Raw genomic sequence first — 19,996 nt, forward strand, 5'->3', positions numbered from 1 at the left:
CGGCACCTGAAATATCTCAGATGCCGCTCAAAATATTGTTTTCTAACTGAATAAGATTGCGTTATTCAGAAGTAAAAACGTGATGTTGGAACAATTGGTCAACAATTTCATGCGAAGTCGCTGATGCGCCCAGTTCTAGGCCAGACATGTCAAAGTGCTCCAGCGCGACCGATGTAGATTGGCCAGTATCATTAGTAATCGTTAGGTTGAGGGTATCCTGTTCACCATCAAAACTAGCGCTGACGTGATCCAACAAGGCTTCCATGGCCGCCACATCATCATCTGCTGGTGAAACAATATCACTCAAGTCTAATTTATCTTCACCGAGGTTAAAGTCTTTGATGACGTCCATAGATGCTTCAGAACTTAAAGACTCATTGGTGAAAGTAAACGTATCGCTACCTTCACCTCCCGTTAGGATGTCATTCCCTAAACCTCCGATGAGAATGTCATTGCCAAGCCCCCCCACTAGGATGTCATCGCCTGCAGCGCCATTTAAGGTATCTGCACCGTCTTGTCCCAGCATGATATCAATCGTCTCACTACCATCAAGCAAGTTGGCCAGGTCATTACCCATGACAGCATGACGCTCAGTAGAAGCGACGTCTGCACCTGATTCACTAAGTGTTAGAGTAAAGACGTTGTCACTCACCCCGCCTCTTCCGTCTGACACTTTAAAGAGAAAGTTAAGATCAACTTGTTGGCTACCTTCTAAGGTAAAGCTATCACTTTGTGTAAAGCTGTAACTGCCGTTTGACTCGACCTCTAACAAGCCAAATGCCGTTTCAACATGTAAGCTCCCATCGACTTGACTCGTCGAAGAAACAAGGTCTTGGTCGACGGTGACATCATGCAAATCAGCACTTAAAAGAGTGAAATCCCCATCAGCCAAAGAGACTGTCATGATGTCGCCATCTGCATCTTGGCTTCCTGACAGCAACTCACCAGCAATTGGTTCAGGTGAAAAGTGATTTAGGAATTGGCCTAACTGCTCGCCAGAATCGATAAATACAACTTGGTCGCTCAATTCTTCCAGTGCTTGGGCTGCACTTTCATTGTCTGACGTTGCAATACCAATACCATAAACTTTGGCATCATGCGTTTGCTTATAGTCTTCCCATCGTTCATTCAAATCTGGAGCTGCTGTTTCACCTTCTTTAGGGTTTGGTGCACCGTCAGAGATAAAGAAAATCGTATCTTTACTCTCCGTCGGTTTCTCTGGTCCGAAGAAGTCAAAGCCATCTTGCCATGGGTACACAGCATTGCTTGCATCCCCAGAATCCATCACGGCTTCTAACGCTTTGCTGTAATCGGTGTTGGTACCATAGTCTATGTCACACCAGTTGCGGACATATTCTGCCACATCATTTCGATAACTCAGGTCATCAACATTGCGCCCATTTAACTCCGGTGGGCGTGTCATTCGCTCAACCTCATCAAGCGTCAACCAACTTTGTGTGGATGTATCGCCATCAAAGCGAACCAAACGAATGTAAGTATTGGATTGCCCACCCTCTTCAATCATGTTTTCAACCATTGAGTGAAGGGCTTCCGCAGCTTTGTAAGCTCTTGATTCTGTCTTGGGTGCAGTAGCCTCACTACCAACGGTATTTTGCCCATCAAATGTGCGAGTCATACTGTTTGATTCATCAAACACAACCGTCACTTTGTTAATCGGCAAGTCTTCCATTTCAGCAAAGCCATGCACTGGCGATGAAGTTGGGGCATGGTTTTCAGTTACATTTAGAGTGACCTGAGTTGTGTCTTTATCCGTACCATCCGTCGCCGTGACTTCCAACTGATAACTATCCTGAACAGAGTGGTCTAGCTTAACTCCGTCTTTAAGCCAAATCTCACCGCTATTTGAATCTACGCGGAACACATCGGCATCACCGCCACTTAGCTCGTATTTAATCGTATCTGCACCATCAGGGTCGAAAGCTCTAACCTTACCGACCAGCAATCCAGCTTCCTGCTCTGCAACGTTAAATGTTGCATTATCCGCAGTTGGCATACCGCTGACATCGGTTCCATGAGTCTGATCTGCATCAGTATTGCTAATAAACTCAGGAGCGCGATCTCGAATATCGATTGTCACTTCACCAGTCACTGTATCGCCGTCTGCATCGATAACGGTGATATTGAATTTTTCTTGTTGATGACCCTTAACATTCGTCGCTTTGTAGTCATAGCGACCATTCTCAAAGTTAAGGGTTAGCGTACCATGATCAGTGTCGATCTCTGCTAGCGAGTGTAGAGAGATAACCGCCCCATTACTTGTACTTACTGTGCCATCAGCTTTATTGTAATGATAGGTTTCACCATCAACTTCAATTTGATCCACCCATTGGCTATCGCCACTAATATCATCTAGAAGATTGCTCTGAAGCTGCCCTGATACTGTTTTGTTCAGAAGCCCCTCTATTTGTGAGTCGTCAGTTACTACCAGTGCAGAGCCTTTATCGGTTGCAACTGGTTCTAGATATTTCATATCCGCACCAGCGCCAATACCAATTGACCAGATGTTCTCTAAAGATGCACCACTCGAACCGATACTGCGATCCATCGCATTTTCAAGAATGATGCTTTGCTCAGCTTCTGTCGGTTGATCCCAACCATTAGCCAAGTACTCGTAGCGCTGCTCACTTTCAAAATCGTCTGCTGTAGACCACTTCATTAAGCTCTCGCGCAACTCTGTATATGCCGGATCTGACGTATTTGTCCATGAATTGAAGTCGCTTGGCGCACCATCCGAAATAAAGTAAAGCTGATGATTGCTAGTGTCATCTGTTTCTTGACTAAGGTCGGTTAAGGCAGCATTTACTTGGCCAATCGCTTGGCTATATGGCGTCCAACCACCACGACCAATCGAATCCAAGTAAGCATCAATATCATCTACCGATTCCAGCCATTCAGACGTTTGACCATCTGGATAACCTGAGTGCGTCGCAATCTTAAATCGAACGTCACCAAGATCATCATACTTTTCAAACATGGTCTTAATTGCACTGCGTGCTAGGTCCCAGCGGGTAACTTCAACGCCTTGCTCGTTTTTAACCATGTCATCCCACATTGAACCCGATGCATCTAACGCGATAACAACACTGTTGTTTTGTGGGTCAACATCCATGATTTCATGGTGCTCTGAATTAACTGAAGGTAAAGAGTCAACAACACCAAGGTGCAAAGTTGCATTTTCAACTCGGCCACCCGCATCCACTTGAACGCTAACAGGGATATCTAACGTGTCAGCACCGAGTTCCGAGTGATCTACTGGCTCATATTGCTCGACGGTGTAATGCCCAGTTTTACCATCAATGCTCGCTTCAATGACTTTGACCTTATCATCACCTGAGCCAACATATCCGGTTAAAGTACCGCGATCATCACTCACTTCAAACACAACTGGCTTGCCTTCACTGGTAACGTTCTCCAGATTCTGTTCAGAATCAAATCGGAACTCAGCATCTGATGCAGAACCAAGGCTGGCAACTAAATCACCTTCAGCATGTACGCTAGAGTTCGCACCAACTGCAGACTCATCGAGCGTGATATGCGAATCGTCCAGTGAAATAGGCTCACCTACTACATGCACTGTTACTTCAGCTTTATCAGTCAGGCCATCCGCATCTTCAATGACGTATTCAAATGAGTATTCCTTTATTTCCCCAGTCTTAATCGTGCGCTGATCTTCTGGCAATGACTCAAGATACTTGGCTGCATCAAACACCAATTTGCCATCTACTAGGTTTAGATATTCTGTTTGTGGGTAGTCGATAATGGTCAGTTCATCACCGTCTGGATCGCTATCATTCGCTAACACATCCAACTCTAGAATACCGGCTTCTGTTGTTTGATAATCGTCATCAAAGCTCGTCAAATCGGCGGAAACTTGTGTTACAAAGTACTCCGAACCCTTAGGATCAACCACACCATCTTTGTAACCCACAGCTGACATTTCAATGCTATCGAAATATCGACCGTCCGCATCAATACTTACAACTTGCTTACCATTGCCAGTACCTTCAAATACCCCCGAAGCGACAACCTCACCTTTGTAGTAAGCCTTCCAAACACCGCGCTCAACTCCAGGCTCCCAAGAGCTCCAAAGATTGTTAACTTGTACTTCAGCATGATCTGCGACTTGTCCATCAGCGAAAGTGAAACGCATAGCCTCACTGTGTGAAGTAGCGTCATCGAACCCAATTTGACCATCTTTTACCTGATCTGTACCGCCATCTAAGGAAGAGCTAACCCCAAACTTATGCGTACCACCGTCACCGGTGTAATCCGCCTTGTTAGCGTCACCGACTTTGTTACCAGTGTTGGTATCAACGATGTAGTAATCCACACTAATATCGGTACTGTCATCCCAGTTCGTGTGATCTAAAACCTTAGTCTCTTTCTCAATACCTTTGTCATCTTCAGCGATCGGAGCTTCGTTAATATCATTTATCACGACATTGACGTTGGCAATGTCCTTTGCCCCAGACTGGTCTTCAGCTTCTACCAATAGTTGGTAGCTATCTGACGTTTCATGGTCAAAGACTACGCCACTTTTAACGCTGATCTCACCTGTGTGACTATTTATTTCAAAAAGGTCAGTATGATTGGTTAACTGATAAGTTACATTGCTGCCTTTATCGACATCAAATGCCTCAACCTTCCCAATTACGCCTGCAACAGCATTCTCATTAATGCTAAATTGGTAACTATCGGTATCAGCTTTACCGTCTTCATCAAGGCCGTGGTTATCATTTGTTCCACTAATAAATTCTGGAGCATCGTTGTTACCAGTAATAGTCACAACCACGTCATGAGTCGTGCCATCCGCAGAAGTCACGGTCATAGTTCGAATCACCGGATCGCTATCAGCATCTAGCGCTTGCACGTCTGGGTGACTGTTGTTCAGCTCATAGGTCCATTTACCATTCTCATCGATCGAGAAAGTACCCCAATCACCATCTTGAACGTTGGTTTGTGGTTGGAATACCGCTTCACCTGAATCAGGGTCGTCCACATTTAGGTTACCGCCAGTGGTCAGCGTAACGTCTTCTTGGACTGCGCCTTTGTCATCACCCGCTTGGTCTGGCGTAATGACCGCTTTGTCGTCTGAGCCAGTGATTGTCACGACCACTTCATGAGTGGTGCCATCCGCAGACGTCACTGTCATAGTGCGAATAACCGGATCGCTATCAGCATCTAGCGCTTGCACATCTGGGTGGTTGTTGTTCAGCTCATACGTCCATTTACCAGTCTCATCGATCGAGAACATACCCCAATCGCCGTCTTGAACGTTGGTTTGAGGTTGGAATATCGCTTCACCCGCATCAGTATCCTCCACGTTTAACTTACCACCCGTGGTCAAGGTTACATCTTCTTGAACCGCACCTTTATCATCACTCGGTTGGTCTGGCGTAATGACCGCTTTGTCGTTTGAACCAGTAATCGTCACAACTACATTATGAGTCGTGCCATCCGCAGACATCACCATCATGTTACGAATAACTGGATCGCTATCGGCACCTAACGCTTGTACATCTGGGTGATTATTGTTCAGCTCATACGTCCATTTACCAGTCTCATCGATAGAGAAGGTACCCCAATTACCGTCTTGAACGTCTGTCTGGGGTTGGAAAACCGCTTCACCTGCATCAGGGTCGTCCACGTTTAGGTTGCCGCCAGTGGTCAGCGTTACGTCTTCTTGAACCGCGCCTTTATCATCACCCGGTTGATCAGGTGTGATGATCGCTTTGTCGTCCGAGCCCGTGATTGTCACAACCACGTCATGAGTCGTGCCGTCCGAAGACGTCACTGTCATGGTACGAATCACCGGATCGCTATCGGCGTCCAACGCTTGCACGTCTGGATGATTATTATTCAGCTCATATGTCCAGCTACCTTGCTCATCGATCGAGAACGTACCCCAGTTGCCATCTTGAACGTTGGCCTGTGGTTGGAAGACAGCTTCACCTACATCAGGGTCGTCAACATTCAAATTACCGCCAGTAGTCAGCGTTACGTCTTCTTGAACCGCACCTTTATCGTCACCCGGTTGATCCGGTGTGATGATCGCTTTATCGTCTGAGCCCGTGATCGTCACGAACACGTCATGAGTGGTACCGTCCGCAGACGTCACTGTCATGGTTCGAATCACCGGATCGCTATCGGCATCTAGCGCTTGCACGTCTGGATGATTATTATTCAGCTCATACGTCCACTTACCTTGCTCATCGATAGAGAAAGTACCCCAATTACCGTCTTGAACGTCTATTTGGGGCTGAAAGACGGCTTCACCTGCATCAGGGTCGTCCACGTTTAGGTTACCGCCAGTGGTCAGCGTTACGTCTTCTTGGACTGCGCCTTTATCATCACCCGGTTGATCTGGTGTGATGATCGCTTTGTCGTCTGAGCCCGTAATCGTCACTACAATTTGATGTGCTCCCCCTCCGACAGACTGCACAGCTATAGTACGAACAACTGGTTCACTATCGGCGTCTAACGCTTGCACGTCTGCGTGACTGTTGTTCAACTCATACGTCCAGTTACCATCTGCATCGATAGAGAAGGTGCCCCAATTGCCGTCTTGAACGTTAGTTTGAGGCTGAAACGCTGCTTCACCCACATCAGGGTCATCAACATTTAAATTACCGCCAGTGGCTAGCGTTACGTCTTCTTGAACCGCGCCCTTATCATCACCCGGTTGATCTGGCGTAATAATGGAGTTGTCGTCTGAACCAGTAATGGTGACTACAACGTCATGAGTCGTGCCATCCGCAGACGTCACTGTCATGGTGCGAATAACCGGGTCGCTATCAGCGTCTAACGCCTGTACATCTGGGTGACTGTTGTTCAGCGTATACGTCCAGTTACCTTGCTCATCGATAGAGAAAGTACCCCAATTACCATCTTGAACGTTGGTTTGTGGTTGGAATACCGCTTCACCTGCGTCAGGGTCGTCCACATTTAAATTGCCGCCAGTGGTCAGCGTTACGTCTTCTTGAACCGCGCCTTTATCATCACCCGGTTGATCTGGCGTAATGACCGCTTTGTCGTCTGAACCGGTGATCGTCACAACCACGTCATGAGTGGTGCCATCCGCAGACGTCACTGTCATGGTGCGAATAACCGGTTCGCTATCAGCATCTAACGCTTGCACGTCTGGGTGACTGTTGTTCAGCGTATACGTCCAGTTACCTTGCTCATCGATAGAGAAGGTACCCCAGTTGCCATCTTGAACGCCTGTTTGCGGTTGAAAGACAGCTTCACCTGCATCAGGGTCGTCCACGTTTAGGTTGCCGCCAGTGCTCAACGTTACGTCTTCTTGAACCGCGCCTTTGTCATCGCCCGGTTGATCTGGCGTGATGATCGCTTTGTCGTCTGAGCCCGTAATTGTCACAACCACGTCATGAGTCGTGCCATCCGCAGATGTTACTGTCATGGTACGAATAATCGGATCACTATCGGCGTCTAACGCTTGCACGTCTGGGTGGCTATTGTTCAGCTCATACGTCCAGTTACCTTGCTCATCGATAGAGAAAGCACCCCAGTTACCATCTTGAATGTCCGTTTGGGGTTGGAAGACCGCTTCACCTGCATCAGGGTCATCCACGTTTAGGTTGCCACCTGTGGTAAGCGTTACGTCTTCTCTTACTGCCCCCACGTCGTCACCATCAATTAACGCCGTGGAATTACTACTATCTATTTCAGTAGAACGATGCACGTCAGGCAAAACATTGGTATCGCTCTGCTCACTGTCTAAACCTGAAGTTTCAAAAAACGTACTTGCCAAAAGTTCAGCCCCTAAACGTTCAATCGTTCCGGAATTGGTTAAGCTAGAACTTAATTGCTCACCTGCAGCAGTAGCGTATTCTTCTCCTAATTCTGTAGGGTCATCACCTTGCGCAACGGCTTTAATGATTTCCTCAACTTCAGGAGATATATCTGAATTTGTATCACTGCGCTCTAATGAGGCATGCGCAGGTAGAGAATCACCATTCAACGTCTCCACAACAATCTCACCCGGAAGTAGGCTATCTTTAGATTCAACCACCCTAATATGACCATCTTTACCGATTACAACATACTTTTCCGTAGCTGAACTTGACTTTCCAACCAAAGTTATTTCCCCATTTAGCAGACGAAATAGGCCTTCCCCCCACGGTTAAACCAGGAAATGAGAACTATTTCAGGCAGTGATACATTTAGTTAATAATTTATCATTAATTACTCAACGTAAAACATGCACTTTTTCCATCAATAAGTTTCATGTTTTAAATTTGTTTTATTTTCCCTAAGAAAGTCATATGTTATGCGGCTTATTTTTAGGGACTTTGTTCCAAGAGATTACTTTTTTAGAAAAGATGGCTTAAATTAAACAAGCCAGATTTTACACAAACGTTTTCTTTAATATATCCAGTTCTTAAAGTTTCATTATTGAGACAGTAAATTAAAGATAATTAGCGTTGCGAATTATTTGGGGAGACTTCCTTTGAAGCTTAGTAGTATTAGTATTTGTTGTTTTGGGTTGTTAATACCTCTTCATTCCAGTGCCCAAACATTGGAGCAGGCCGTAGCGGTTACATTTGCAACCAACCCAGAAATCAAAAGTGCGTTCAATGAATATATGAGTAAGCGCTACATCATTGAACAATCCACTGGTGCATACAAACCGACCATCGATTTAGACGCAGGTATCGGTTATGAGGGCATAGATCCTGCGAACTCCGCAGATAGAACCGACATGACCCGTAAAGAAGCCGCAATTACATTTAACCAGCTAATTTGGGATGGCTCTAAAACTCTTTACGATATCGATCGCACATCAGCAGATGCAGAATCGGTACGTTATCAATTGCTTGCTGATGCTCAAAATATTGCCCTACAAGTTGCTAAAGCGTATCTGGACGTAATTAAGGCACAGCAGTTCATTACTCTTTCAGAAAGCAACTTAAATACGCACGAGCGTATTTATACTGATATCAAAAAACGCACAGAATCGGGAATAGGCTCAGTCGCCGATTTGACTCAAGTTGAAGGTCGCCTAGCAAAAGCTCACAGCAATTTACTAGCTGCACAAAATAACTACAAAGATGCGCAAACCACATTTATTCGATTAGTGGGTGAAAACCCTCAGGATCTGATCTTTCCACGCGCAGACCAAAACTTTATTCCTAGCTCCTTGGATGAGGCCAAAAATCAGGCTTTTGAAAACCACCCAGTAATAAAGATAGCTTTAGCAGATGTCGACTCTGCAAGATTCCAGTACCAGCAAGCAGATGCGAACCACTATCCAGTAGTTTCCGTTGAAGCAGCACAAAACTGGCGTGATGATGCAGGAGGTATTGAAGGTAACAGTTCTGAAACCACTGCTATGCTTCGCGTCCGCTATAACCTATATAATGGCGGCAGAGATTCAGCAAACACTGATAGTATGGCCTACCAGCTCAACAAAGCGAAAGACCTACGTGAACGTGCCTACCGAAGTGTTGAGCAAGAGCTTAGTCTCTCATGGAGTGCTTTAGAATTGACTGGCAAGCAAAAAACCTTTCTAAGCCAACATGTTGATTCAATGTCAGACACCGTTGTTGCTTATCAAAAGCAGTACCGTATTGGTAAACGTACATTGCTTGATTTGCTCAATACTGAAAATGAGCTATTTGAATCCCGCAAAAACTACCTCGAAACGCAGTTCGATCAACAATACGCTAAATACCGAACTCTAACTTCTACAGGAAAACTTCTTGATGCATTGCGCGTCGATATTCCGCAAGAATGGACTCAGCCAGTAGAGTACTAAACACGATGAAAAACAATACCTTAATATTTCTAGCTCTATCAACAATGAGCCTAAATAGTGCATTTGCGACTGATAAGTTCGATTACATCCCTACTCCGGAGCACATTCAAGTTGCTGACCTTCATGACGTAGATAACGATGGCGTAATCAATGCTCGTGATCTATGTGCGAATACCCCTGTTGGTGCCGAAGTAGATAATGATGGCTGCGAAACCTACCTAAACAAAGAAGAACAGTATCAACTTAAGATTTTGTTTGCTAATGATTCAGACAGCATTAATCCAGTATTCCAACGTAAGATCACTGAATTAGCAGCATTCCTTAAGAAGTACCCTACGACTTCTATCGAAATACAGGGTTACGCAAGTAAAGTTGGTACCGCGACTTACAACCTTGAGCTATCACGCCGCCGAGCAAGTAACGTACGCAACCTATTAATTAAGCAAGGCATTTCAGAGGAAAGGTTAACTATTGTTGGCTTTGGTGATACCCATTTAGCTAAATTGGGGACAGATGATGTCAGCCACGCTTTAAACCGTCGTGTAACCGCTACCGTCATTGGCCACAAAGGCATGGTTAAAGATGAGTGGACGATATTTACTACCTTTCCCAAGGTAGACTAACACCCCTGCCTCTGGCCAGTTTTCATCAATGGCTAGAGGCATCTCCTTTGTACTCAATAAAACAGATATCAGTACATTTTACTGACTTAAACTAGAGGTAATCACCACTATTCATTTAGAGAATTGAGCTCCGTACGAAATTAAGAACTATCTAATTAATATAGTTGTAACTTACTTTAGAAAATATTATTAACTTATTTAATTATAAAAAATAAAAGCTGTCAGATAAAAATAGTAGTAACATATTTCACTTAAACAAGTGATTGCACTTTTTCGAACGAGTTACAGTGAGAAGTCTTAGCTAATCCAAAACTAGTGGTTGGTTATTTTACATACTAAAGTCGAGTGTCGCATTCCTATCTATTTACAAACTATGGCGCTGCAAAATGACCGAAACATGCCTTCGCAGATTGAGTCAGTTATTAAATCATTATAATCATTCGCAATTGCATCAAGTAAGCTTAGATGAGTTAGAAACCGTATTCGCAACTTCTCGGCGTAATACTTCCAACGTTATAAAAGTGCTACATGACTATGGTTGGATAAGCTGGACACCAGGTCGTGGCCGTGGAAAAGCTAGTACTCTCAAGGTTATGATTTCTATGCACCAAGCCCTGTATAGAACTATCCACCATGAAATTAGCACTGGTAACTTCGATGCTATCCCTAAATACCTAGAAACGTATAAAACGGTTGCAGCAAGTGCACTCAGCCAAGCAATGGCTGAAGCAGCACAAGAAAATCAGAACGCAAATTCTCTTATCATTAGCCAATACCCTTGGGTAAATGAACTCAATCCATCAGTGACATATCGCTTTTCAGAGCTCCAAGTCATACGAAGCATTTATGATACCCTATTCACTATTGATTCTAATGGTCAATTAAAACCCCACCTAGCCTGTGATTACCAAGCTGAAGGTAAGTATATCTATATTTGGCTTCGTCCGGATATCCTAAGCCACGACGGTCTCATACTCGAAGCTAAAGATGTCATCATTGCACTGAAGCAGTTAGTAACAACTGACGGTCCTGTAAAAAGGTTGTTTCAACAAGTCACCAAAATTAGCTTTGATGACATAAAACAAGCTATCTGCATCGAGCTTGTTCAGGAGAACCCCTTATTTATCTACTGCCTCGCTACCGCGAATGCATCTATCGCTTCCAGACGCCACAAAGCCTTTAGTCATCAAAGAAGTGTGGCAATTGGCACAGGCCCATTTAAGCTAGAGTACTGGGAAGAAGATAAGATAGTGATGAAAAAGCACCATCATTACTTCGCTAAGAAAGCACTATTGGACCAAATTACCCTCTCCCATCAGGGAGAAGATCTCGATAAGCACCTTAGTTACAACCAAGACTCTGATGATAATGAAAGTTACACGATCCAAGCTTTTTCTTATTTGGCACATAACCGTCGTTCCAGCTGTTCAATTAGCGATCAAACGTGGCAACAGTTATTTACCTTTATAGAAAGTCGCCGATTTGAATTTGCTGCCAATAGTGACTTAGACGTAATGGAGATGCTTGGAGCGTCAGCACCAACGAGTGATGTGCCAAAGTTGACAGGCACTGTTGTGTTAGCGCACCCAAAATGGACCATCAAATACCTAGAAAAAATGAGCAATTGGCTAGTAGCTTTGATTCGTCAAACAGGGTTAAACGTAGAGTTCGTAGAATTATCTGATGCAAGTAAACCCCAGCTCGTAAAAGAAAGTGCAGATCTGCTGATGATTGAAGATCTCATTGAGCCGCCATTAGAATACGGTGCATACGAATGGTTGCTTACAGGCACTGGTATTCGTTTTATCTTTGACCCAGATGAGTTTGATCAACACTTTGATGCTGTACACACTGCTATCTCTCAAGGAGCACACAAAGGACGATTAGTAGAAGTACTGGCCACATTGAGGCATAGCGCTAGCATCTTGCCGCTATTTTGGGGCCAAGAACAAGTGACCTGTCAAAAAGGAGTGTCTGGCATACAAATACGTAAGTCTGGATACAGTGATTTCTATAAGCTAAGGATAAATTCCCCTAGTTAAATCTAACTATTTGAGTATAAAAGCTGGGTGCGATTGGACTCATCCTTCACATCCAGCTTCAACATACAACATTTAAGCATTCAGAACTGGCACTAGACCTCTACCCCTGCTTCATCTTCTTCTACGATATCCGTTTCTAGGCTCGCCTCTTCGAGCCATTGCTTTAGAGATTCACTTGCTAGCACCTTCTGTTGGTAAGCTTTGGCACCTTCCGATAACTCGATACCGTAAGTTAGGAAACGCAATGCCACAGGTGCATACATGGCATCTGCAATCGACCATTCTCCAAATAACCACCCGTTCGGATACAGTTTGGCTTGTTCTGCCCAAATAGCGTCAATGCGTACAATATCTTTCCGTGCACCTTCAGTTAAATCGACTTTTCTGCGTGCGCGGATGTTCATTGGGAGTTCGTTTCTTAAGTCAAAGAAACCCGAATGCATTTCTGAGGCAATAGCGCGTGCTTTAGCTCGTTCTGCGGAGTTGCTTGGCCATGCTTTGCCTTGTAAGTATTGCTCGTTAACGTATTCCAAAATCGCTAATGAATCCCACACGGTTGCGTCACCATCCACCAAGGTAGGTGCTTTCGCCGTTGGTGTAATACCTTCCAAGGTCTTGTAAAAATCTTCCGTGAATAACTTGAGCTTGGTGACTTTCACATCCAGTTTGAATTGAGAAAAGATCAGCCATGCGCGCAGTGACCAACTTGAGTAGTTTTGATTAGCAATAAACAGTTTCATGACGCCTCCATGCGGTTCGTGTTTTGAGTACCCATTCACAATATCTGATTGTATTTAAGGGGACTAACGGATAGTTTTGATGGAACACTTCAACAAAAACGATGGATGAGTTTTAGATATGGATATCGATGCGTTACGCAGCTTTCTGGCTTTTGTCGAAACGGGAAGTTTCACTCGTGCAGCCAAGCAGATCAATCGCACCCAATCAGCGTTCAGTGCACAGATGCGTAAGCTGGAAGATGAACTCAGCGTCAGCTTGTTTGAAAAAGAAGGTCGCAACCTAGTATTGAGTGAAGCAGGGCTGGCACTGCGCTCTCACGCCGAGCAATTGGTCAGCTTGCACAATCAAGCACTGAAACAAGTGAAACGTTATGAAAACAAGCGCCCTCTTCGCTTAGGTTGCCCAGAAGATTACAACGACAATATCCTGCCTAAAGTCATCCGCGTATTGCAGCAATCTGAACCCACATGTTCTATTCAAGTCTTCAGTGAGCCAAGCATCACCTTGAGAGAAAAACTCGATGAAGGAAAGCTAGACGCGGCGATTGTGACAAGAGCACCGGACAGTGAAGAAGGTTACTGGCTAGCAAGCGACAAAGGCGTGTGGATTGCTCATCCTGATTTTGATATCAAGAACGCCCAAACTCTCCCTCTCGCCCTATTCCAAACCGACTGCAAATACCACGCGGCAGCGGTAGACGGGTTAACCAAACGTGGCACTCCTTATCAACTACTGGCATGTTGCAATACGGCCTCTGCACAAAGAGCGATTGTACGTTCAGGCATGGCTATCGGTGCGATGGGCAGTATTAGCGTTAGCGAGGATCTTAAGATCTTAGACGATATGCCATCGCTGCCTTCCGTGGATATCGTTTTGGTCACGGGCGTCGAGCCTCATCCAATACTGGATAAAGACTGCTTGGAGCAATTGGTTGAGTTAATGGCTTAACCGGATTCGCTAACCAATCACAAAGTTAAATTCGCCCGTTAATCGCCCGTCGATTCGTATAGTCTCAAACTGTAGATAATCACGGGCTTTGCCTCCCCACCATTCATCACCCATATTGCCTTTCAAGTACAACTGAGTGGTCAGAAGTTCTTGATTTTCTCGCCACAACTTAACGTGAATGTGCGGCGGACGAGAGGCATAAGGTACAGGGTACAAGGTCTGAAACAAGTAGCGACCATCCGATTGAGTTTCGACTGCGCCAAAGCCAGCAAAGTGAGCATCAAACTTATCGTTATTTGGCTGCTTGGGATGATCGTAAATACCCTGCCCATCGCATTGCCAGATTTCTACTTTGATGCCAGAGACAGGGTCTCCTGTTGTATCCAGTACTTTCCCTTGCAATATGAGGGGCTCCCCGATTAATCCTTGAGTCTGAATAACTAAATTTGATCGAAGAGGAATCCGAACAACCGGATAAAATGGACCTTCTGCTTGTTCAGGAGTTGGTTGCATTGGCGTTTTCGCTTTTAAACTGGGTGCAAAGATCAGAGTCCAAAGCGCCAAAAAGTGTCGTCGTTTCATCGTGTCACCAATTCAAATACACTGAGTTAAGTTTGGTGAAACTTGAGCGATTTGCCACGACCAATATAAAAAAAGCCCCTGCGAGAGAATCATCCACAGAGGCGAAGTGAAATCAAATTTATAAGGACAGTCTTATGCAGATTCGAACGCTAACGCTTTCTTCTCTACCTGACGGAATATCAGTGTAAGGATACCATTCACACCTAAATAGAACGCTCCTGCAATACCAAATACTGTCAACGTATCGTAGGTTTGTGCATTAATACGCTGCGCATAACCCATCAAATCCATAATCGTGATGGTACTAGCCAGTGACGTGCCTTTGAACACCAAAATCACTTCGTTAGAGTAAGCAGGAACGGCGCGACGAATTGCGTATGGCAACAATACTTTCAGTGTCGCCGTTCTGTTCATACCCAGAGCACGGCAAGCTTGCCATTGACCAGACGGGATCGCGTTAAATGCACCTTTGAACAACTGAGTACTGTACGCCGCAGTATTAAGCGCTAACGCTAACATCGCGCAAAACCAAGGTTGGCTCAACCAAGTCCAAAATACGCTTTCTCTTACCGCATCAAACTGACCCGGACCGTAGTACACCAAAAAGATCTGTACCAACAAAGGCGTACCAGTGAACAAGGTGATGATGCCACGACTTACCCAATGCAAACCCGGAGTACGTAAGATCAGAGTTAGCGTCATCATCAAAGCAAGAATACACCCCACAACCAAAGAGGCCGCTGTCAATTGAAGGCTAGTGCCTAAGCCATCCAGCATTTGCCAAACGTGTTGTTCGTTCATGCGGTTGCCTCCTGTCCCATGCTCATACCTTGAATTGAGAACTTCTTATCAATCAGTTTGACGGCACGTTGTGTAATGAGTGTAATGACCAAATAAATTGCCGCAGCTGTTGCGTACCAAGTGAAAGCCTCGTGCGTAGCTGCTGAAGTTAGCTGCGCTTGTTTCAGCAAGTCCGTCACACCAATCAGTGATACAAGTGCGGTATCTTTCAGCAGAACCAACCATTGGTTAGTTAAGCCTGGTAGTGCGTGTCTTACAGCTTGAGGCAAAACAATGCGAACAAAAGCGTGTGCTTGACTGATGCCGAGTGCACTTGCTGCTTCTCTCTGTCCTCTTCCTACGGCTTTCAATGCGCCACGTAGAGTTTGAGAAGCGTAGGAAGCGAAGATCAATGACAACGCCACCACGCCAGACAAGAACGGGCTAACTTCAATAAAGTCGCCGGTGATTAAAAACAGAACCTGTGTCGAACCAAAATAGATAAACAACACGACAAGGATTTCTGGCAAGCCGCGCACAATCGTCACAAACGCCGTCATTGGCCATTTAACGAAAACGCGGCGAGACATTTCACCACTGGCGAATACCACTGCCAGAATCAAACCGACTAAAAGGCTTGTGAATGCTAGCTGGACAGTCATCCAACTAGCTTGAACAAGCGATAAAGAGTAACCCGTTAGTGCCATATTACTTACCGAAGTACTTGTTGTAGATTACGTCGTATTCGCCGTTCGCTTTCACTGTTTTCAGTGCCGTGTTCAGCTTGTTCACTAACTCGTCGTTACCCTTATTTACCGCGATACCGAAACCGTTACCGAAGTATTTAGGGTTAGTGACGTGTTCACCCACGTACGCTAGGTTGTCTTCTTTCTTGAACCATTCTGCTACGACAGCTGTGTCACCGAATACAGAATCAATACGGCCATTTTTCATATCGATGAACGCGTCTTGGTAGCTTGAGTAAGGAACTGCGGTTACGCCCGGCATTTGCTCAATCAGGTAGCTTTGGTGTGTTGAACCATTTTGAACACCAACACGCTTACCTTCTAAACCTTTTTGGTCTGCCACTTTTTCCTTAATAGATACAAACGCTGCTGAGTTGTCGTAGTAAGGGTCAGAAAAGTTCACTTGCTCCAAACGCGCGTCAGTAATATCCATTGCAGAGATAGCCGCATCGTAACGCTTGAATTTTAATGCAGGGATCAGGCTGTCAAAAGATTGGTTGTGGAAGGTACATTTTGCTTCCATTTCTTTACATAGTGCGTTCGCCAGATCCACATCAAAACCTTGGATTTGGTTGTTTTCATCCATGTATTCGAACGGTGCGTAAGTCGCTTCCATCGCGAATTTGATCTCTTCTTGTGCTGCTGCGTTTGCTGCCATGGTTGCAGAAGAAAGGCCGATTAGTGAAGCTAGTAGAATCTTTTTCATTGCAATACTCCGTGTGTACTTAGTGGGCTGACACTCGCAATGACAGCCGAGCTTATCTGTTAAATAGACTGAACTTTAAAAACGTAATTTAGTGATTTAGGTAATCAGCAAACTGAGTGGTTTGCGGATTAACAAATGCGTCGTGCGTGCCGTGTTCTACGATGTGTCCTTGTTCTAGGTATAGAACATGGCTAGCGATTTTCTTGGCGAAATCCACCTCGTGGGTCACAACGACTTGTGTAATTCCGGTTTCGCTTAAATCATTAATGATTTTGACCACTTGGTTCGTAATTTCAGGGTCAAGCGCCGCGGTAGGCTCATCAAAAAGCAAGACTTCTGGTTTCATCATCAGTGCGCGGGCAATCGCCACACGTTGTTGCTGACCGCCAGAAAGTTGCATCGGCCATGCATCCGCTTTGTCTGCCAAATGCAGCGTTGCGAGAATTTGCATTGCCTGCTTCTTCGCTTCTTCTTTATCCATGCCAGAGACTTTTATCGGAGCCTCAATCAGGTTCTCCACCACTGTCATGTGTGGCCATAGGTTGTACTGTTGGAACACCATGCCCACTTTACGACGAAGCGCTAAGCCTTGCTTCTCTTTGATTTCAGTTGAAAAGTCGAATGCGCCATCAGCGATGTTTAACTGGCCGTTATCCGCCCCTTCAAGAAGGTTAAGAACACGTAGCAGAGAGCTCTTCCCTGCACCACTTGGACCGAGTAACACCAGCGTTTCACCGCTTTCACAATTAAAACTGACATCGTGTAGAACTTGGGTATCGCCGTAAGACTTATTGATACTTTTAACTTGAATACTCATGCTGCCATACTGCATTAATTGTCACCTGGGACTTATACTAGCAAGAAAGAGATTTTATGCAATAAAAATGTATAAACATTTATATTGTTAATTTTTTGTATAAGAAACAACCAGCTAAGCAGAGTATCTGACTGGTGCAATGAGTTCAGGTTTTAACGAGATTTGTTGAATGTTCTAATGGAAATGAAGTCAATGAAAGGCAATAAAAAGAGAGGCATGTGCCTCTCTTTCGTTGGTGTTAAGTCTCAATCTTGAACGAAATTACTTAGTTCAACTTAAACATGCTGACACTATCACGAAGCTTATTCGACATCGCAATCAAGGCTTCTGATGTATCCACATTGTCTTGGACATCTACCGTCGTATCACGTGCAAGATCATTCACGTTAATCACGCTTTCGTTGATCTCATGCGCCACCTGAGACTGCTCTTCCGCCGCTGTGGCAATTTGGTGGTTCATATCTTGAATTCGCTGGATTTCATGGCGAATCTGGTCTAGAGATAACGTCGCCTCTCCTGCCTTATCAAGCGTGCGTTTTGCACTGTCCGAGTTGTCTTGCATCAGCAATACCGACTTGTTCGCTTGCTCTTGCAGGACTTCAATCATCGATTGGATCTCATTGGTGCTTTGTTGCGTTTTCGTCGCAAGAGAGCGAACTTCATCCGCTACTACAGCGAAACCACGACCATGTTCACCGGCACGGGCTGCTTCAATAGCGGCATTCAGTGCAAGCAGATTCGTTTGATCAGCGATGCCACGAATCACATCCAGAATACCGCCGACATTTTCCGTTTCTGTATGAACGTTACGTATCACCTGTTGGACTTGGTTGATGTCGTTTACAAGCGTCGTAATATCAGAGTTCATTTGAGCAACAACCGTCAGACCTTGCTCTGAGCTGTTATTTGCATCACTTGATGAACTTGATGCCTCAACCGCACTCTGAGCAACCTCAGCAACCGTTGCTGTCATCTCGTTCATTGCTGTTGCAACTTGCTCCAGTTGCATCATTTGAGATTTAGACGAACCATCGACTTTAATAGATGAACGCTCTAGCTTACTCGACGCTTCAATGAGCTCTTCCGAAGACAAGTTAATATCAGTGATCATAGTCTTCAACTTATCTGCCATTAACAATGTTGAACGAAACACACCAATGTCACTAGCTTTTGCCGAAGGAATGTCAGTCAAATCACCATTCGCAATCTTGTCGACTAGACGTTCAATTTCTTTCGGCTCACCACCGATTGGGTTGTACAACAGCTTTTGAATAAGCAATGACGCACCTAGCGTACCAATAATAATGAACACAAGGCCAGAAACTAAGTTAGTGATCACCGCTTCACGAGACGTCGCTTTAATATCTTCCCAGCTTGCGAAAGCCCAAACGGTCCAGCCAAGTGCTTTCGAACGTTCAGATACTACATAAAACTCACCACGGTCTGGAACCATGTAAGAGTGTGAACTAGATGCATCGCTCGCGTACTGCTTGTATGTAGGACGTAACTCAAACAAATCTTCGCCGACAAGTTGCTCTTCATACGCCGCCATCAAGTAACCATCTTCACGAGCAACAAAAACATTGCTGTCTTCCGCCAACCCATTAATGAAGCGAGTCAAATCGTTCATCAGTAGGCTCAGACCAACAATCGCTACGACCTCGCCGTTTCGTTTTACTGGAATAACAAGAGAAATAGACATCTGTCCCGTACTCGCTTTAAACGGCTTAGTGACAACTTGGTCCTGCCCAGACATCGCCTTTACATACCACTCCCTTTGCAGCTTTTTAGCATTAAAAGTTGGATGCAGACCTTTTGAATCTGAATCGTAAAGAGTTCCGTCAAGAAGTGCGATGAAGTAGTTGGAAACCCCTAAGCTCTTTGTACCTTGAACCAACATCTCCACCATACGGTTATCAATAGATGCAGTTTGGTTGTTGACGACGATGGCAGAAGCTGTTGCTTCTAAGCTCGTAAAGTAAGTTTGAATCTTTTGTTCAACGGCAGAAGTAATTAAATGCGTGCTGGTAGAAAGGTTCGTTTGATAAGAATTTGTAGAAGAAGAGTTGATTTGGTTGTAACTCAACACTGAAATAATAGTTACGATCGAAATTATTAAAATACCTATCGATGCTAAAAGTTTATTTTTTGCATTCATGCGACATTTACCCAAAATGGTCAATGTTTACTTATTGTAAACAAGCGATTAAAT

At 44.8% G+C, this 19,996-nt stretch carries 12 protein-coding genes; 4 read left to right on the plus strand and 8 right to left on the minus strand.

Going from position 1 to position 19,996, the window contains the following annotated elements; translation table 11 throughout:
- Positions 1 to 61: 61 nt before the first annotated feature.
- Entirely contained in the window at positions 62 to 8,119 is an 8,058-nt protein-coding gene (locus J4N37_RS17505; protein ID WP_252042939.1) for a VCBS domain-containing protein, read from the minus strand.
- Positions 8,120 to 8,491: 372 nt separating this feature from the next.
- On the opposite strand from J4N37_RS17505, the gene J4N37_RS17510 reads away from it, so the two are divergent.
- The 3 genes from J4N37_RS17510 to J4N37_RS17520 all read left to right on the plus strand — a co-directional run bounded on the left by J4N37_RS17510 (position 8,492) and on the right by J4N37_RS17520 (position 12,464).
- Positions 8,492 to 9,799 carry a TolC family outer membrane protein gene (locus tag J4N37_RS17510; protein WP_252042940.1) on the plus strand — a complete coding sequence of 436 codons (1,308 nt, stop codon included), beginning with the start codon at positions 8,492 to 8,494 and terminating at the stop codon, positions 9,797 to 9,799.
- Positions 9,800 to 9,804: 5 nt separating this feature from the next.
- Positions 9,805 to 10,422: an OmpA family protein gene (locus J4N37_RS17515; RefSeq protein ID WP_071234357.1), complete on the plus strand. Its 618-nt coding sequence runs from the start codon at positions 9,805 to 9,807 to the stop codon at positions 10,420 to 10,422.
- A gap of 386 nt (positions 10,423 to 10,808) precedes the next feature.
- Positions 10,809 to 12,464 (plus strand): ABC transporter substrate-binding protein, encoded by a 1,656-nt coding sequence (locus J4N37_RS17520; protein WP_252042941.1) that lies wholly within the window; start codon positions 10,809 to 10,811, stop codon positions 12,462 to 12,464.
- A 92-nt stretch (positions 12,465 to 12,556) separates the two neighbouring features.
- Here J4N37_RS17520 and J4N37_RS17525 read toward each other — a convergent pair whose 3' ends face one another.
- The gene (locus J4N37_RS17525) at positions 12,557 to 13,204 is read right to left on the minus strand and encodes a glutathione S-transferase family protein (protein ID WP_252042942.1); all 648 of its coding nucleotides are present in this window, start codon (positions 13,202 to 13,204) and stop codon (positions 12,557 to 12,559) included.
- Between the two features lie 118 nt (positions 13,205 to 13,322).
- On the opposite strand from J4N37_RS17525, the gene J4N37_RS17530 reads away from it, so the two are divergent.
- The gene (locus J4N37_RS17530) at positions 13,323 to 14,153 is read left to right on the plus strand and encodes a LysR family transcriptional regulator (RefSeq protein ID WP_252042943.1); all 831 of its coding nucleotides are present in this window, start codon (positions 13,323 to 13,325) and stop codon (positions 14,151 to 14,153) included.
- A 9-nt stretch (positions 14,154 to 14,162) separates the two neighbouring features.
- On the opposite strand, the gene J4N37_RS17535 is transcribed toward J4N37_RS17530, so the two are convergent.
- The 6 genes from J4N37_RS17535 to J4N37_RS17560 all read right to left on the minus strand — a co-directional run bounded on the left by J4N37_RS17535 (position 14,163) and on the right by J4N37_RS17560 (position 19,942).
- On the minus strand, positions 14,163 to 14,735 hold the full coding sequence (locus J4N37_RS17535) for a dioxygenase family protein (protein ID WP_252042945.1): 573 nt from the start codon (positions 14,733 to 14,735) through the stop codon (positions 14,163 to 14,165).
- Between the two features lie 132 nt (positions 14,736 to 14,867).
- Positions 14,868 to 15,536, minus strand: a complete 669-nt coding sequence (gene artM, locus J4N37_RS17540; protein WP_010451575.1) for an arginine ABC transporter permease ArtM — start codon at positions 15,534 to 15,536, stop codon at positions 14,868 to 14,870.
- Entirely contained in the window at positions 15,533 to 16,222 is a 690-nt protein-coding gene (gene artQ, locus J4N37_RS17545) for an arginine ABC transporter permease ArtQ (protein WP_005431570.1), read from the minus strand. The genes artM and artQ overlap by 4 nt, the downstream gene beginning before the upstream one ends.
- A 1-nt stretch (position 16,223) precedes the next feature.
- Complete coding sequence (locus J4N37_RS17550) at positions 16,224 to 16,967, minus strand: arginine ABC transporter substrate-binding protein (RefSeq protein WP_252042946.1); 744 nt, start codon at positions 16,965 to 16,967, stop codon at positions 16,224 to 16,226.
- An 88-nt stretch (positions 16,968 to 17,055) separates the two neighbouring features.
- Complete coding sequence (gene artP / locus J4N37_RS17555; protein ID WP_285337329.1) at positions 17,056 to 17,784, minus strand: arginine ABC transporter ATP-binding protein ArtP; 729 nt, start codon at positions 17,782 to 17,784, stop codon at positions 17,056 to 17,058.
- A gap of 265 nt (positions 17,785 to 18,049) precedes the next feature.
- Positions 18,050 to 19,942, minus strand: a complete 1,893-nt coding sequence (locus J4N37_RS17560) for a methyl-accepting chemotaxis protein (RefSeq protein WP_252042948.1) — start codon at positions 19,940 to 19,942, stop codon at positions 18,050 to 18,052.
- Positions 19,943 to 19,996 lie beyond the last annotated feature (54 nt).

The organism is Vibrio sp. SCSIO 43153 (genome assembly GCF_023716625.1).
GTDB lineage: Bacteria > Pseudomonadota > Gammaproteobacteria > Enterobacterales > Vibrionaceae > Vibrio > Vibrio rotiferianus.